General features: G+C 46.7%; 12 protein-coding genes. 1 reads left to right on the top strand and 11 read right to left on the bottom strand.

The window, feature by feature from the left end:
• Window positions 1-55: 55 nt before the first annotated feature.
• The 10 genes from AC3WU2_RS05650 to AC3WU2_RS05605 all read right to left on the bottom strand — a co-directional run bounded on the left by AC3WU2_RS05650 (window position 56) and on the right by AC3WU2_RS05605 (window position 10,976).
• Window positions 56-553 carry a DinB family protein gene (locus tag AC3WU2_RS05650; RefSeq protein ID WP_018759224.1) on the bottom strand — a complete coding sequence of 166 codons (498 nt, stop codon included), beginning with the start codon at window positions 551-553 and terminating at the stop codon, window positions 56-58.
• Window positions 554-685: 132 nt separating this feature from the next.
• On the bottom strand, window positions 686-1,444 hold the full coding sequence (locus tag AC3WU2_RS05645) for a cyclase family protein (protein ID WP_492452207.1): 759 nt from the start codon (window positions 1,442-1,444) through the stop codon (window positions 686-688).
• 151 nt (window positions 1,445-1,595) lie between these two features.
• Window positions 1,596-4,595, bottom strand: coding sequence for a family 20 glycosylhydrolase (locus AC3WU2_RS05640; protein WP_492452056.1), 3,000 nt, complete (start codon window positions 4,593-4,595; stop codon window positions 1,596-1,598).
• A 509-nt stretch (window positions 4,596-5,104) separates the two neighbouring features.
• Complete coding sequence (locus AC3WU2_RS05635; protein ID WP_492452205.1) at window positions 5,105-5,638, bottom strand: YdeI/OmpD-associated family protein; 534 nt, start codon at window positions 5,636-5,638, stop codon at window positions 5,105-5,107.
• Between the two features lie 149 nt (window positions 5,639-5,787).
• Complete coding sequence (locus AC3WU2_RS05630; protein WP_492452054.1) at window positions 5,788-6,159, bottom strand: iron chaperone; 372 nt, start codon at window positions 6,157-6,159, stop codon at window positions 5,788-5,790.
• Between the two features lie 33 nt (window positions 6,160-6,192).
• A complete protein-coding gene (locus AC3WU2_RS05625; RefSeq protein ID WP_018759056.1) occupies window positions 6,193-6,399 on the bottom strand; it encodes a helix-turn-helix domain-containing protein in 207 nt (68 codons plus the stop codon).
• A gap of 619 nt (window positions 6,400-7,018) precedes the next feature.
• Entirely contained in the window at window positions 7,019-9,274 is a 2,256-nt protein-coding gene (locus AC3WU2_RS05620) for an ATP-binding cassette domain-containing protein (protein WP_492452051.1), read from the bottom strand.
• A 157-nt stretch (window positions 9,275-9,431) separates the two neighbouring features.
• Window positions 9,432-9,851, bottom strand: a complete 420-nt coding sequence (locus AC3WU2_RS05615; RefSeq protein WP_492452049.1) for an SRPBCC family protein — start codon at window positions 9,849-9,851, stop codon at window positions 9,432-9,434.
• Window positions 9,848-10,177, bottom strand: coding sequence for an ArsR/SmtB family transcription factor (locus AC3WU2_RS05610; RefSeq protein ID WP_018759053.1), 330 nt, complete (start codon window positions 10,175-10,177; stop codon window positions 9,848-9,850). Before AC3WU2_RS05610 ends, AC3WU2_RS05615 begins: the two co-directional genes overlap by 4 nt.
• Before the next feature lie 259 nt (window positions 10,178-10,436).
• On the bottom strand, window positions 10,437-10,976 hold the full coding sequence (locus AC3WU2_RS05605; protein ID WP_492452047.1) for a GNAT family N-acetyltransferase: 540 nt from the start codon (window positions 10,974-10,976) through the stop codon (window positions 10,437-10,439).
• Between the two features lie 401 nt (window positions 10,977-11,377).
• Here AC3WU2_RS05605 and asnB point away from each other — a divergent pair, with 401 nt between their 5' ends.
• Window positions 11,378-13,225, top strand: coding sequence for an asparagine synthase (glutamine-hydrolyzing) (gene asnB / locus AC3WU2_RS05600; protein ID WP_492452045.1), 1,848 nt, complete (start codon window positions 11,378-11,380; stop codon window positions 13,223-13,225).
• A gap of 148 nt (window positions 13,226-13,373) precedes the next feature.
• Here asnB and AC3WU2_RS05595 read toward each other — a convergent pair whose 3' ends face one another.
• Window positions 13,374-16,799 carry an S-layer homology domain-containing protein gene (locus AC3WU2_RS05595; protein ID WP_492452043.1) on the bottom strand — a complete coding sequence of 1,142 codons (3,426 nt, stop codon included), beginning with the start codon at window positions 16,797-16,799 and terminating at the stop codon, window positions 13,374-13,376.
• Window positions 16,800-16,909 lie beyond the last annotated feature (110 nt).

The raw sequence follows: 16,909 nt of genomic DNA, 5'->3' as shown, positions 1-16,909 counted from the left end.
CGGTTATGCCGGTGTCCTGCGACTGTTTGGCGAGTATCGTATCGAAAAACTTAGTTCATTGGGCTTGCTCGTCGGCCGAGGGACCGTACATGCTCGGCACCGGAATATCGAGAAGCCGCAAGTATACCCCGAGCTGCGCCCGGTGGTGGACCATGTGGCTTAATCCGAAGGTGCGGAGCGCGATCGCCCGCGGCTGGCGGAGAATGATATGGTCGCCGTGGCGCAGCGTCCATTCCTCGCCGAGCGTTTTCTCGTCGCATTCGGCGAGTAACTTTTCAAACTTGCCGACGTTCGCGTCGAACTCCTCTAGAACGTCAGCGCGTTTTTCCAAAGCCTCCCGCCGCTGCGGTACGGTCGAAAGATCGAACTCCGAGTACTGAAAAATCGCGATTTGCCAGTTCAGCAGGTTGATCAGGTGCGTGACCAGCCCGCCGAGACTCATCGATTTCTCGTGCGGCTTCCACGACATATGCTCCTCAGGCAAGCGTTCCAGAATGCGGCGCGTAGTGGCCAGTTCATGCATTGCGTCGCCGACGATCAGTTGTTTGACCATAAATTCATCTCCTCTCATATGGTTCAGCATACTATAAATTCCAGTCTATTGGAAAGCTCTCTTAACCGATCTTGAATACCGTTGGGCAAGTTATACGCTACTACCCGATGATACGCCTATATTTTTGCCGTCTCATTCCTCCACGATTGCGACCGGACGGGCCCAGCCGGCACTCGCCATTTCTACTTTGATCGGGAAGCAGCAGACTTTGAAGCCATGCGGCTTCGGAATTTTCTCCAAATTGGCCAGCTTTTCGATCTGGCAATATTCCCGGTCCTTGCCGACATAATGCGCTGCCCACAGAACGCCTTCCCTCGGCTGCTTTTTATACGCTTCGGCCTGTAGGTTGAGCGGAATATCCCAGCCCCAGCCGTCAGTACCAACTACCTTGACGCCTTGGTCCAGAAGCCACAGCGTAGCATCGGCTGATACCCCGGCATGAAGGAACGCATAATGTTCGTGGTACAGCCGTTTGTCCGCATCGCTCCGGATGAGAACGATATCGAGCGGTTTCAGCGTATACGCGATCCGTTTCAGCTCAGCGATCAGGTCATCCGTCGTAATCTCGTAACCCGGCGGCTTTGCGCTGAAATCGAGCACTACGCCATCGGAATAAAACCATTCGAGCGGCAGTTCGTCAATCGTTCTTGCCTGTTTGCCTTCCGAAGTCGGCCAGTAATGCCACGGTGAGTCGATATGAGTACCTGCATGCGTATTCAGCGTCACCGTTTCCGTCGCCCATGCCTTGCCTTCCGGAAAATCCTCCTGCTTGAGGCCAAGTGCCGTGGCCGCTTGCAGCGCCCCGTCTTCATGGGTCGCATACTCGATCTTTGCCGGCAGCGGCTCGCGGATGCGCGGACTAATCGGCACGCTCAAGTCTATAAGCTTCATCATGTATTCCCCTTCCCTTGTCTCCCGCTTCCTAGCGAGCAAATAGTGACGGGGAGAACATTAGCTCTCCCCGCTTCATTACCGGTCAATCCAACATTTCGTAACAATCATCATACAATCTAACCTTCGATTCAACACTGTGTAGTGTGTATTATTGCAAGATCGCTTTAGCTACGATGGTAAGGTCTATTAATTCCACTTTACCGTCGTGATTCACATCCGCTTTCTCATTCCACCTTGCTTGACCTTGCTCCGTACCATAGGCACTTGCAATGATAGCCAAGTCTCCGATCGAAACCTTCCCATCTCCATTGACATCTGCGGATATTTTCTTGCTTTCAAACACACGAACGGCCTCATCCAATGCGGATTTTGCACTATCTACCTGCTGCTGAGTAGCATTCGGATCGTTCGCTATCGCTTGGGCCGCATCAAGGGAAGTACGCAATTGCGCTTTGGAGCCAATCGCATACAGTTTGTCCTCATTTCCTTCCACTGCAGCATTATACTTGGCAAGCGTGCTTGCGATCAGAGCATTCAGCGATGATTTATCTACTGCTGGGATGCTTAATTGGATCTGGCGCGAGGCACCGTTTATCTGTAGTTCATCCCCCTGTCCGTTAGCAATCACAACATTGCCTACAGACACTGACGTATTCGTAGCCTGGGTTACCGGCTTAACCTTAAATTTGAATTTTACCAAATCGCCTTTAGGAAGCACGCCTTGATTTACTCCTACACTGGCAGCGACAATTCGAACTTTACCAGACACGGCCTCCTTTTGATCGATGATTTGAAATCCGTCTCTAACCGATTGGGCAGATTCGAAAATCAAATTTACCGGATCATAATTAAGCGTCAGATCTTGGCCATACACTTGCTGGAATACACTCGAGGTAACGTCGCTTAATCCCATGGTCAGATCGAAGGATTGGCCGGAATTCGCCGTCTGAGGACCCGTTAATACGGCATTCGGATCTCTAGTCGCTTTGGCCAAGTCAACAATCTCGCTTGCGCTGAGCGCCCTGTTGAATATGTTCAACTCATCAAGGCTGCCTTTGAAATAGGAAGTTCTAGAACCTCCAGATACTTCTGCGCCGATTAACGCCATTGGACCATTCATTTTAGCGTTGATCGTTTCTTTTAGCACACCATTTACATAAAGAGCAGTTCCGGTGCTGGTACCTACAAAAGTCAGATGAGTCCATTGGTTGGAAGGGATACTATAGTTGTAAATATGATCTTTAGAACCGTAGACGGTAATCCCAACTTTACCTGTTTTATTATATTGGTTGATTTTTATGGCTGAAGTCGCGCCGCTTAGAAGTGCCTCATTTCCCGTCGTATTCGGCTGACCGTAGACCCACACGCCTGCCGTCCAGTTTCCTGTTATATCTTCGCCGCCTAAAGTGATGTAACCGGAGCTGCCATCGAAGCTGATTCCATTTCCGAACTTACCCGTTGCCCACGTCGCGCCGCCAACTAACGTTCCATTCTTATAGCCGGACGTATCGACCAAGGTGGTTCCTTTTCCTTCATCCATCTTCCACTCGGAATGAATAGGGACGAACGGAGGCTCCCATACGATCGGATCAGCGAAATATTTGATGCCTTTATTTTGCAATCTTGAAGTGTGATCGATCAGTCTTCCTTTAAAATCATCCCAATTTCGATTGCTCTGCGCAGTCCAGCCAACTTCAGCATTCGCGATTAATCGTGGATAGAGCATGTAATCCAAATGATCTGATGTCTCAAGCGTTTCTGACCATAGAGTACTTTCAACGCCATAAATATTGGCTCCCGATATACAATCCGTTGGGTTCCAAGCATAAGCTTTGTTGGTACTGACTAATCCTCTCCAAGATAAGCCAATTGGCGTATTACTGTAGTACTTCATGTCGAGATAAGCATTTGCCGGAGATACGATGACCTTCATCCCTTTTGCTTTCGCTGAAGTTCCAGCTGAAGCGGTGCAATGCCAGTCCTGTAGAATAGAATCACTAGTTGCTCCGCTTGAAGTATCAGAAGGGTCCCATCCAACCGCTTTCTTGCCATAATTTTTAGCAATCGTCGTCACTCTGCCAACAAAATAATCGTAATCAGACGCTGAAGTTGCGTCAGATTCGTCTCCCCCAATATGAATATAAGGTGAAGGTGATATCGCAGCAAGCTCGCGAATGACATCATCAACAAACTGATAGGTTACCTCAGAGCGAGCCATGAGCGTGCTATACCCTACAGCAATATCGGTGCGCATCGACTTTTTTTGCCCATCCGGATTTAATTCTCCATAGGAAGCTAGCGCCGCATTCGTATGACCAGGCATATCGATTTCTGGAATGACTTCAATATAGCGTTCAGCAGCATAATTGACGATTTCTTTGAACTGCTCCTGCGTATAATATCCGCCAAGACCACCGCCAACCTGCCCTTTGCTTCCAATCTCTATGAGAGCAGGTCTAGATTTAATTTCAATTCGCCAACCTTGATCATCAGACAAATGCATATGAAACTTGTTGATCTTATACTGCGATGCCAGATCGATCTGACGTTTCACTTGATCCACGGTAAAGAAGTGTCGTGCCACATCCATCATGAGTCCACGATATTCGTATGCAGGCTTGTCACTGATATTGGAACTCGGGATCACCCATTGTACACCAGGAACAACGGTGCTCTTTTCAATATCTGCCGGTAATAGTTGTAATAAGGTTTGAATCCCTCTAAAGACACCTTCCGCTTTATTAGCAGTTAGGGTAACTTGATCGGAAGACGTGATCAACTTATATCCCTCACTTCCTTGGTCAGCATCTCCACCTATTGTCGTTAGAACAATACTACCGGCAACAGGATTGTTTGATTTTATAACGCTGATCTGGTATCCGGTTGATTTATTCAGCTTATTCGCGAGCATTTGTCCATTTTTATATAATTCATCTGTTTCCGCTACATTGTTACCTGCTACATAGATGGAAGTGGATTGTGTTAGAAGAAATTGGCCCGTCCCAATCGTGTAACTTACAGGCTTGGGTAATATCGAAGGCTGACTAGTTGCTGCGTTAGCCGGATCTGGAAATAAGCTCATCAATTGCAATGATATAAGTAAGGTTAAGGCTGTAGAAACTGCTTTTTTAAACATTAATTTTTTCAACCTTATTTCACCCCTTCTATGTTTTGGACGAGTAATTCGGAAGTACAGGCAACCATTTCATTTAAATAAAGCGTTTACTACTTTCTCAATTCAGAATTAATATTTTGCATTACTTATATGACGGCTATGCTACTCACACATCTCTCCTTCCCGAGAAATTCTTACAGCTAGAGAACGTTTGAACACGCAAAAAGGCACAAGCCTAAAGAAGCATCTCTTTAAGCTCATGCCTAGCAACGCTAGTTACACGCCTGATTGTGATGGTTACTAAATATGTTTTAACGTTCCCTTCCCCTAAAATAAGGGATAGGTAAATCTTAAGCAATAGTATCGACAAAGGTTCCTACAATATTTCATTCTTTGCAGATTCATTTAATCATTCTTGCTGGTGATGCTCAAGTTCGCCATAAACATAAAAAACCGCGATTTCCGCGGCTCCATAGCATATACTAATCATTTAATCCCTTTCCGTCGAGGATTTGCGGGATATATTTTTCAACCCTTGACTCTCACGTTTTGAATTGTTTGGGTGCTGAAAAATGCAGAATGTACGCTCTTTGCCGTCCCGGCGTCAAGGCTTCGAAAGCCGATTTCAATTCGGGGATTTCAACGAATTTATTTTGTAATTCTTCAGGCATGACGTATTCCGTATTCTTTTTTAAGTTCACTTGCAAACCGGCTTTCTCAACTTCTATGGCTTCATCAATATAATCAGTCAAGATAAGCTGCATCTCATCTATTTCTTGAACGTTGGTGAACCGAATCTGGCGCGCCGCTTGCACATTCTCCGTTTGTTGGATGAGGATCCCATGGGGATCTTTTAACAACACGCCTTTGTGAAACAATAGCGCGCAATAATCCTTAAACCCATGGATCAGAACGATGTTTTTATCGTCAAACGTGTAACAAGGATGCATCCACTTAAAATCCTCGGTCAGCCCGCAGTCAAGAACGATTTCTCGGAGCAGCTCGAATTCTTCCTTCCACTTCTTAAGCTTGTTAAAATAGGGATCAATCTTAGAATTCCTTTCACCTTTTATCATCAAGGAACACCCCTCTACTATTTTACTATCATTCAATTGTATCTCATTATAATCGTCTTGTTATAAACAGAAAATACTTTCTCGTTTTCCATGAATAAGTGAGATAACAGGAAGGTCTGCTACTCGTACGTCCATTAAGGATGGGTTTCTTATTTCCGCCAAAATGTTGAACAGTCTGCCTTATCCAAAATATTAAACTCGATCATTTTCTCAAGTAATATGAAATCAACTGGACGATCCCACCGAATACGAACTAACTCCTTGGTGTGATCATATCCAGCCTGCACAATTTCATCAGAAAAATGAGTAATCCCCGCCCTCTCAGGGGCAACAGCCAAATGAGGTTTGGCTATACTAAATCCAATGATAAATGTGTCGTGATCAGTAAACATAGGCTGATTCCACGCAATTTTTGGCATTAAATTCGGAAAATTTTTATGTACCCATGACAAAACTTCTTCCGTTCGGGCCCTATGTTGTGGATGAACAATATGTGCTAAATACTCTGCGAAAACTTCCATGTTGTTCCCTCCCAAAAAATGAAATCGTTCAGATCAATAGCCAGCAAGCCTTAGCAAATCCTCTATGTCATCATACTGCAGAACTCTAGCCAAAGAACCAATAGCCTCCTTGGTGGGCACCCTCTCATCATTCACCATGGACTGGATGAGCGAATAGCTGATTCCGCTTTTTTCTGCCAGTTTGCGTAGCGTCATATTCTGCTGCTTACGTAATTGTTCAATCGTTTGCCCGAATGTCATTTTTTCTCCCCCCAAATATATATGAACTTGTAATACAATTGTGATCCCATGGGGTCTCTCGTCATCGTATGAACAGACAGTTCAGGCTGGTAACCTGAAATCCCCCTTAAGTTCTTCTTAACACCATTGTAGCTGCCCCTTCCTCATCTTTGCAATGTACATGATTTGTCCCGTGTAACTGGGCAAATGTCTGAATTGATGCAGAAGCATTTCTAAAATGGAGGCTTGTCCTATCTTCAATATATGGAGCACCAAAGTATGTGGTTTCAAACTTGGGGGATATTGCCGTATCCATTCTCTAGAGGCCATATACCACAACACATCATAAATACAACCTTCCCAAAACAATTGGATCTTTAGGAAGGTTGTATTTGTTATACGACTCTCGTTAGGAAATGGATTTCAATAGCGATCCGAGCCTGTCTAAATTTTGTTCATTTGCCTCTTCGCAAATGGGCTTAAGCTGTCCTCCCCTCTCTTTGGCGCTAGCTTTAAACCGGTAGCTTCATTATAAATCCTAACGTTACGTAAGGTGCAGGCTAGTAGAACATATCAAATAAAGAAGCCGCCATTTTGGCAACTTCTTTAAAGGAATTATTAGTCTAAGCGAATTTAAAGTTTACTTCAAGTATTGTCCAGTGATCGACTGCTCCGTATGGATGATCTGCGGAGGTGTGCCCTCGAACACCACCTGGCCGCCCCTGCTACCTCCGTCCGGTCCCATATCGATGATCCAATCCGCATGGCTGATCACACCAATGTTGTGCTCGATGACGATCACCGTATTGCCAGCATCGACAAGGCGGTTCATGATCTCCAGAAGATGACCGATATCTGACATATGCAGGCCGGTCGTCGGCTCGTCCATCACGTAGATACTACCTTTTTTGTGAAGCTCGCTTGCCAGCTTGATGCGTTGGCACTCTCCGCCCGATAGTGTACTGAGCGGCTGGCCGAGCGTAATATAGTTCAGCCCCACATCGCTCATCGCCTGGAGTTTGTGTACAACCTCTTTTAGTTGGAAAAATTCCAATGCCTGCTCCACCGTCATCTCAAGCACATCTGCGATAGACTTACCGTTCAGTTTGTATGCGAGTACCTCTTCCTTAAATCTTTTCCCTCCGCATACTTCGCATGGCAGCTTCACGCTTTCGAAGAATGAAAGGTCCAAGTACACTACACCCAACCCTTGGCAGTTTTCGCAAGCTCCCTTGGAGTTGAAGCTGAACAAGCTTGGGCTCACCTTGTTCGCGGAAGCAAACGCTTTGCGGACATCATCCAGTATGCCCGTGTAGGTCGCGGGATTCGAGCGTGTCGACACGCCAATCGCTGATTGGTCGATGACGATCGCATCTGGATGCTGGCTCAGGAATACGTCGTTAATTAGGGTGCTCTTACCCGAGCCGGCGACGCCGGTAACGACTGTCAGCACTCCGGTTGGAATATCTACGCTCACGTTCTGCAAGTTGTGCAGCTTGGCGTTCTTGATGGACAGCTTGCCGGATGGGTGCCTGCAATCATTCTTTAGTTGTAGCGGCTGTTTCATATGAGTGCCTGTCAATGTACCTGACTCCAGCAGTCCTGTGTAGCTTCCTTCATACACAATGTTACCTCCTCGGCTGCCGGCATAAGGCCCAACGTCGACGATATGATCCGCCACCTTGATGACATCGGGATCATGCTCGACGACAAGCACGGTATTGCCCTTGTCGCGCAGCTTCTGAAGGAATTCATTTAGTCGGTGTACATCGCGGGGGTGGAGGCCAACGCTGGGTTCATCGAAAATATAAGTGACATCCACCAGACTCCCACTCAGATGCTTCACCATTTTGACGCGCTGCGACTCGCCGCCGGATAAGGTATCCGTCTCGCGGTCCAGCGTCAAGTAGTCAAGTCCGATATCCACCAGATGCTGCAGCCGCTCCTTCAGCGACTTGACCAGCGGCGCGGCGGCAGCATCGTCAATCTCCCGAATGGTGTGGATGAGTTGTCCGACCTCCATGGAGGACAGCTCCGCAATGTTATGTCCATGGATCCTGCAGCCAAGTGCGGCTTGACTGAGTCTCGCACCGTGACAGCTGGAGCAGGGACCCTCGGAGATATACGGCGCAACGGTTTGTTGCGTGCGTTCGGACTTCGTCTTTACGTCCTGCTTGATGTATTTGTTGGTGAACTTCTCGATGACGCCTTCCACGGTAATATTCGTTGCCTTCCCGGCGAAATCCATCTTCACTTTCCTTGCCTTGCCGTACAGCAGCTGCTCTAGGTCTTCATCCGAGTAATCGCTGAGCTTCTTATCGGGATCATAGGAACCCGACTGTACAAGCATGTTCCATTCCCAGCCGTTCACCGTATAGCCCGGCAGCATAATTGCCCCTTCGTTTAACGACTTGGACTTGTCTACCGCTTTGTCCATGACGACGCAAAGGCTGCGGCCGATCCCGTTGCATTCGGGACACATGCCTTGCGGATCGTTAAACGAGAACATGTTCGCTCCTCCAACATAGGGCTGTCCTACTCGTGAGAAAAGAAGTCGGAGAATGGGGGAAATGTCGGTAATGGTACCCATCGTGGAATGGGAACCCCCGCCTAGCCGCTTCTGATCGACAATAACAGCCATGCTCAGGTTCTCGATTGCGTCCGCATCCGGCTGCGGATATTTGGGCAGGAAAGTGCGCACGAACATGCTGAAGTTCTCATTCAGCAATCTCGTGGATTCTGCAGCGATCGTATCGAAGACGATCGATGACTTGCCGGAGCCGGATACGCCGGTGAAGATTGTAATCTTCCGCTTGGGAATGCGCAAGGATACGTTCTTGAGATTGTTTTCCCTCGCACCCGAGATGACGATATGCTCCTGATTAGAGTCACTCATGCATAACATCCTTCCGATCGTGTTAATTTTTATTCATATTACATGGTTAGCATTCTTAGAATTGCCCGAAGTAGACACAAACCGGCTGCAAACGACATGCAGCCGGTTTATGTTGTTTCGGGTAAAGCAGGTTTTATGATCTACCGACCGAATGCGATTAGTCCTCCAACGCCTGATCAAACCCTTTGAACCAATTACTCCAGCCATACTTAGCGCCTCCAAGGGCTTGCTCATTGGAGATACCGGTTTGTTCCAGATGAAGGTTCACCTTGCCGTCTCCTAAATCCTGCAGCGTCCAGGTAACCGTGTGCTTCTCCCCGCTTTCCCACGTATAAGACAACTGGTGTGGTTCTTCCACGGTAAGCACTTCGCCTTCAATAATGCCATTCCACCATTCGCTTGGCTGTGTGCGGAATTGAAAGCGATATCCTACAACGGGCTTGAAGTCATTTTCCATCGGCTGACCAGTTTGATTGTTGACTACCCACTTCGCAAGCTTATTGGAATCGGTTAAAGCGGCCCACACCTTCTCGATTGATGACGTATACTGAAAATCTAATGATAATGTTAAACTCATTCTTCTTCCTCCTCTAATAGTTGGTTCAAGCGCATCATATTCGTAAGCCAGAATTTTCTGTAGAAACCCACCCAATCTTGAACTTCTTTGAGGGGTTCGGCGTTTAGTCTAAATCGTGTTTCTCTGCCCACTTTACGGTCAAGCACCAATCCGGCTTCTTTCAGGATTGTCAAATGCTTGGATACCGCTGTGCGGCCCATTTGAAACTGTGTCGTTAACTCATGAAGCGGTAGCTCCTCTGCCTCTGCTAATAGCTGAATCAGTCGGCGTCTCGTTGGATCTGCAATTGCATCAAACACATCCCGCATCTGATTGTTCTCGGTCACAACACCCTCTCCAATATCTTAATTCTGTAGTAGACTGCAAGCTGCTAATTAGACACCTTTTAGTGACGCTTTGATTATAAGACACCATTTGGTGTCGTGTCAACATCATTTTTATATACCACATGAAAACTGTCAGTCAGCAAAATCCACATCATGGTATGGGCTTCCAATGGGAATCATTATTGCCGTATGGTGTCCCAAATATAAGACATTCTGGGAGACAGATCATCATTATTTGCCTCTCACTGAACATCATTTGTTACGTAGCAACTACATGTTGCATGTCTTCATTACTTTCTAAAAAGCCTACCCGTTCCACATAATATAAATCATAGATCTGTTCCGTAAGATTTATCGATTGATATACTTCATGGTTGGTATCATTGGCTAATTTGACATACTGTAGTTTTTCTACTGCTTTTTTCGACCGAATATTTTGTTTACGGATTTTCAAGAATACCGTATCTATATCATGCTCAAGAAACAGTTCTGCAAAAAAGGATTCCTTCGCTCGTTGGTTATATCCTTTTCCAAAATAAGGCGTTCCAATCCATGTGGCCAAGAAGCCTGTTTTATTAACAATATTATATAGATCAATGGTACCAATGGGATGTCCCATCTCGTTAAGAATCGTTCTAGAAATACATGTCCTCTGTTCTTCTTCGACGATCAACTGTTTGGTTATGAATAAATACTCTTCATACGATTGGCATTTATAACGAACATAAGGAAAAACGACAGGATCCATCATTAAGTTATACAGTGAATGGCATTCATGCAAATCTCGTTTTTTTAACATTTCTTCTATCACCTAGTCCTTTTGATTCGCTATATCAAACAATTTAAGTATATAAAAGGACTTCGGGAGTTATATGAACGCTACGTAATCATTGTGTAAAATTCATCGCAGGAATTGTATCTTCTCATCAAATATTAATATTACGCCTCTATACTGAAAGTATCCGAGAATATGAGGTGCGGAAAGTCATAATCCGTGGGTCCAACAAAGATGTAGTGATTAAGGACTTGAACTTTAATGACCTCTTCTTAGTGAGCCATAATTATTTAAAATGGCATATTCGTCATAAGATTTCTATTGGACCGCATACTATCTATGTACCTTTGCTCATGTCAGGAAATAAACCACTTAATAAAAAAACCGGAACTACGATTCGTATGTAAAAGAAGGAGTTAGGAAGCATGTGCGGCATAGCGGGTCTATTGAATTTTGACGGTCAGCAGCCCTCAGAGGATCTAATTGACAACATGATATCGATCATTCATCACCGAGGTCCAGATGACGGCAAGTTGTGGATCGGTGATTGTGTTGGACTTGGATTTCGACGTCTGTCCATTATCGATGTGGCGGAAGGTTCACAGCCTCTAAGTAATGAAGATGATTCGATATGGATCATATTTAATGGTGAAATTTATAATTACTTAGATCTTCGAAATGATTTGCTTCAACGTGGTCATCTATTTAAGACGCGAACAGATACGGAAGTTATTGTACACTTGTATGAAGAGCACGGGGAAAATTGCGTAGAATATCTTAGGGGAATGTTCTGTTTTGCGATATGGGATCGTAGAAAGAAACAGTTATTTCTAGCACGGGATCATTTTGGCATTAAACCTTTGTATTATTACTACGATCACAGCATGCTGGCCTTTGGCTCCGAGATCAAGAGTATACTTACAGTACCCGGGTTGCCTCGCAAATTAAATATGAACAGTCTCTATAATTATTTGACGTTCCAATATGTCCCGGATCCAGATACGATGTATGAAGGCGTTCAGAAGCTGCCGCCAGCGCATACGATGACTATTCCTTTCCAAGGTAATCCGCAGCTACGGAAATACTGGGATCCTATGTTTGAGCCAGTTGATCGTCCATTGGCGCAATTGCTGGAAGAAATTCGCGATGTTCTAACAGACTCCGTCCAACATCACATTTATAGCGACCATGGTGTCCAGCGCGGATGCTTCTTGTCCAGCGGAATCGACTCGACCATCACTTCAACGCTCATGCGTTCGATGGAGCCAATGAAGACGTTTAGTGTCGGCTTTGAAGGAGTTAATAACGAAACGATCATTGCACGAGAAACGGCTAATCAAATTTATACGGAGCATTATGACCGAATGATTACAGAGGATATGTTCTTTGATGCGGTCCCACAAGCCATATGGCATTTGGATGAACCTGTTGCGGATCCAGCTGCCATTGCGCTCTATGAATTAGCAAGACTCGCGCGTGAACATGTTACAGTCGTTCTATCCGGTGAAGGTGCCGATGAATTATTTGGCGGATATCGCATATATCGTGAGCCGAACGCTTTGCGCTTCCTCTCATGGATGTCCGATGGCACGCAGCGTGTCATCAATCAAATGCTGAAGAAGATCCCCTATCAATTTTATGGAAAGAACTATATACTCCGCGGCACGACACCGCTCGCCCTGCGTTTCTTAGGGAATGCGAATATCTTCACGGATGACGTGAAGCCCGATCTTTTACGTGTAACGGTAGAACAGATCCTATCGTATTCGAAACCGTTCGACAAGGCAAAACAGTACTATGATCGTACACCTCATTTAGGACCGGTGACTCGCATGCAGTATATTGATATGAACCTGTGGCTGCCAGGCGACATCTTGATGAAAGCGGACAAACTGACCATGGCTCACTCCTTGGAACTTCGTGTACCATTCATAGATCGCAAAGTGTTTGATGTAGCGAGCCGGATCCCGATGAAATACCTAATCGCGGATGGCACAACCAAGTATGCGTTACGGAAAGCCATGCAAGGTATTATTCCAGATTCAATCATCAATCGTCCAAAACTCGGTTTCCCTGTCCCGCTGCGTGACTGGATGCGCACACAACGTTCTGATCTGATGTGGGAGCACATTTCGGGGAGTGGTATTGAATCGATTATTAACTTAAATACCGTAGAAAAAATGTTCCGTCTCCACAAGGATGGGTATGGCGACTACTCCCGTAAGCTCTGGGTATTGTATGTATTTGCCCAATGGCATGCGGCATATATGTAGATGCATTCCAGATGTGATTCGATTAAACCTGCCTTTACAGACCTTGAATGTCCAGCATTTTTCCACGATTAGCATCAGGTCACTGTTTAAACCCACAAGAAAAAGACACCCCGCGGGGTGTCCTTCCTATGCTATCGCGATAGCTACTTTACTCCGCCAGCACTTTCAACAATCTGCTTAAGAACACAGCGCTTTCTGCACGCGTCGTATGGCCGCTTGGATTGATCAAGCCGCTATCTCCTTGGATCAGCCCTTGCTCGATCATGCCTGCAACACGACTTGCTGCATACTCTGACACATTGTCGGCATCCTTGAAAGGATCCAGCGCTTTGAGGTCCCCCTTGATATCTTTGGCTTGTGCTGTAACCAGCGCACGCGCTGCCATGACCATCATATCCTGACGAGAGATCTTCGCTTGCGGCGCGAATTGATCCCCATCCGTACCCGTCGCGATGCCAAGCTGCTTCGCAATCGCTACAGCGTCGTAGTAGTATGCCTGTGCGTCGACATCCGTGAATGCCGTACCAGCACCTGCCTTCAGATTCAGCGCTCTGACCAGCATCACGACGAAGTCCGCACGGCTTACCTGTTCAGCCGGGCTGAACGTCGTTGCAGACGTTCCTTGCACGACACCTAGCGAAGTCAATTGATCGATCGCCTCTTGTGCCCATGCATGCTTGCTAAGATCTGCAAAAGATGCAGCTGGCTGCACATAAAATACCGCATAAATGCCATCTTGGTTCGCTTGGAAGCGAAGCTGCTTGTCGGCAGCGGAGTACGCTGCGTCTTTGACTACGGTTGCAACACCCTGATCGTCAATCGACAGAATACCGATGCCAGATGCCATCTCCTTACCGACGAGCTCATAAGGAACCCTTACCAGAGCCGAAGCCTTCTCGTTCTTCCAAGCTACGGATTTGCCATCCATCTGCACGGACAATTGTACTACCGGCCGGTTTCCGACTTGCGCTTGCACCGCTTTGCTTAACGGTTTGCGATCGCCTTCACTGACGATAAAGCGCATTTGCTTGCCAAGCTCCGACTTCTTGAACATTTGTCCGTTCAAGTCAACCGATGCATCTGGTGTGTTTACTTCAATGACAAAATTCGGATTCTCGGACAAGAACGCAGCTGGAAGGTCGAACGCGTAGTTCGTTGTCCCGCCATTTTTCTTGGAATCAGCATCCGTCGTTCCATTGGATTTCACCTGTACACGCGAAATTTTCAATGGAATCGGTTGTTTGCTGTCCCTTAACGTGCGAATAGGAATTCCAATCTCTGCGTCTTGCCATACGAGTTTGAAGGCCTGCCCGTTGTCTGCCAGGATCGAAGCTGCATCTTGTGGAATTGTGACATTCAATTCGGCACTCTGGCTTGCATCTGGAATGACAAGCCGCAGCTTATCCAATCCAGCAGCTTTTAACAGCGGCGCGAGCTTAGCTGCAACATCTTTCGTAATCTCAAGACGATCCTTCACCTGTCCGGCCGCGTCTCTACCCCGCTCCATATATACCGTGTAGATCTTACCATCAATAACGACAAGTATAGCCGTCAGTTGCTGCTGCGATCCAGCGTTTGACAAGTTGTCGCTCGAACTGCCACTTGATCCGCCACTGCCCTGTCCACCATCTTCGCCGCCGCTGCTCGTGAATTTATTTTCGTTAAATGTCTTTACCCCTTGGTTTAATGCGGTTACGGCCGCATCCACTTTCTTTTGCGTAACCTCTGCATCGCTTAGCACCGTCTTCGCTGCGTTGATCGACGTTTGCAGCGCTGTTTTCGCGCCTGCTTTGTACTGTCCTAAGGATGTTCCTTCCACCGCGCTATCATGCAGCGTTTGCGCCGATGTGATAGCTGTGCTTAGCAACGTTTTATCAATATGCACTTGCTTGGATTTGAAGACATCGACAGCCAGATTCAGCACGGTTACTGCGGTCTCGACCTCCGACTGTGCGGCTTCATTATTATCAAGTACAGCTGCCGCAACATCAATGGCGCTGCGCAGCGACGCCATGGCGTCTGCTGGATATTGCCCCTCTTGATCCCCTTTCTCAGCATCGTAATAGAGTTGCTCGGCCGCTCGAACCGCAGCTGATAATCGAGCTGTATAATCGTCGTGCGGGAGCGTGACTGATGTCCGTTCGCTTTCTGCTTTATCCGCTGCATGATCCGTCTGTGTGACATAGACCTGCTCGCTTAGGATTTCGGCATCAAGTGAAATTATCAAGGAACCGGGTTCATCTCGTTGAATCTTCTTCCCAAGGAGATTCCCTCCGGCCGCTGCATCATACACTCTTACCTCGGCACTACCGGCAACCTCAGCAATTGAAACGGTATAGGTCCCGTCTTTTTTTACTATTTGTATATTTTGTGGGGCAATCATCGGCGTCTGAGGTTTCTTCACAATGACCTCCAGCGTCACCGTTACCGTATGTTGGTGATCATCGCTAACATCAACTCGCACATGGGTCGTCCCTGCGCCCGCAGGATTGACTTGCAATATATTAGACTCTACAACAGCCGTGGCTATACTCATGTCATCCGAACTCGGATTGGATAGTGTTAGATCATCCTCATCCTCATCCGTTGCCAATTGGCCGGGTTGGAACATATAGGGCATATCGCCTCGCTGGAACTGTGCAACCTTCCCTGTAACCGCAACCGGCGGCTGATTCGGGTACTCTATGAATTTGAGCGGGCTAAATGTATAGTCATCGATAATACCTAATCCATCCATCGCGTCCCGAAATAATATAATATTCGCTTGGCTCGTCGCCGTTGCTCTCGCGGGAAGTCTCACCTTAGTCCCTATTACGGTACTCGACATCGCAAGCGTGTACGACTTTCCTTCTTGCATATAGATACCTTCAGGCAGGATGAAATCCACCATCGATAAGCCAGCATTCAGAAACATGACTCTTGGCGAATACGAGGTATGATCCGTATTGTTATAAATGATATAGTCGCTTTTCTGATGAAGCTTATCATTCGATTCAAGCCACGACGCATTCAACTCATCACCAGGAAAGCGGAACTGAACTCGGTTCGCATTCCCGCTGGTTGGCGTGAACGTCACAATCGGGTCATTCGCTTTAAGCTTGTATCCCACTTTGTCAGGCAGCTCGAGTATAGGCGTAGTAAGGAACGTACCAGGGGTGATATTATTGACCTCGACCTCTGCAGTAGAAAGCGGATTCCCCTGATCATCCCCAATCGGATCAGACATGTTCGTATAGCGGGCGGTGACCTGATCCCCCTTCACGACCTGCCGATCAATAAATAGAAATGAGAATGTAATATGATTCGATTCAAACAAAGGACTAACGCTCCAAACCTTGACGGGTTCACCGTTCACCTTCACTTCAAAATCTTGGTCAGTGAAGCTTCCTTTTGACGCAAATAAATCGCGAGTAAAAAATAGGCTTATTGCATCTTTCATAACCGATGGACGTACCAGTTCCGGTCCTGTCCCATCCGCGGCCCATACGGTGCTTCGAATCGGGATCACGAGCGTTACGGCAAGCGTAATCACGAGCATGAATGACAGCCGCCTTTTCCATTTCCATTGCTTCATCTTCGTTCCTCCATTTCAGAATACTGTGTCGAATTGTAGCAAAGCAGCCTCCCAGAATTCTCCCAAAAACATGAACATAGATAAAGACAAAAAAAAGAGAGACCTGAGCG

This window comes from Paenibacillus sp. EB106-05-06-XG162, assembly GCF_058791655.1.
The sequence above is the reverse complement of the archived record's forward strand: the minus strand, read 5'-3'. Positions and strand labels throughout refer to the sequence as shown.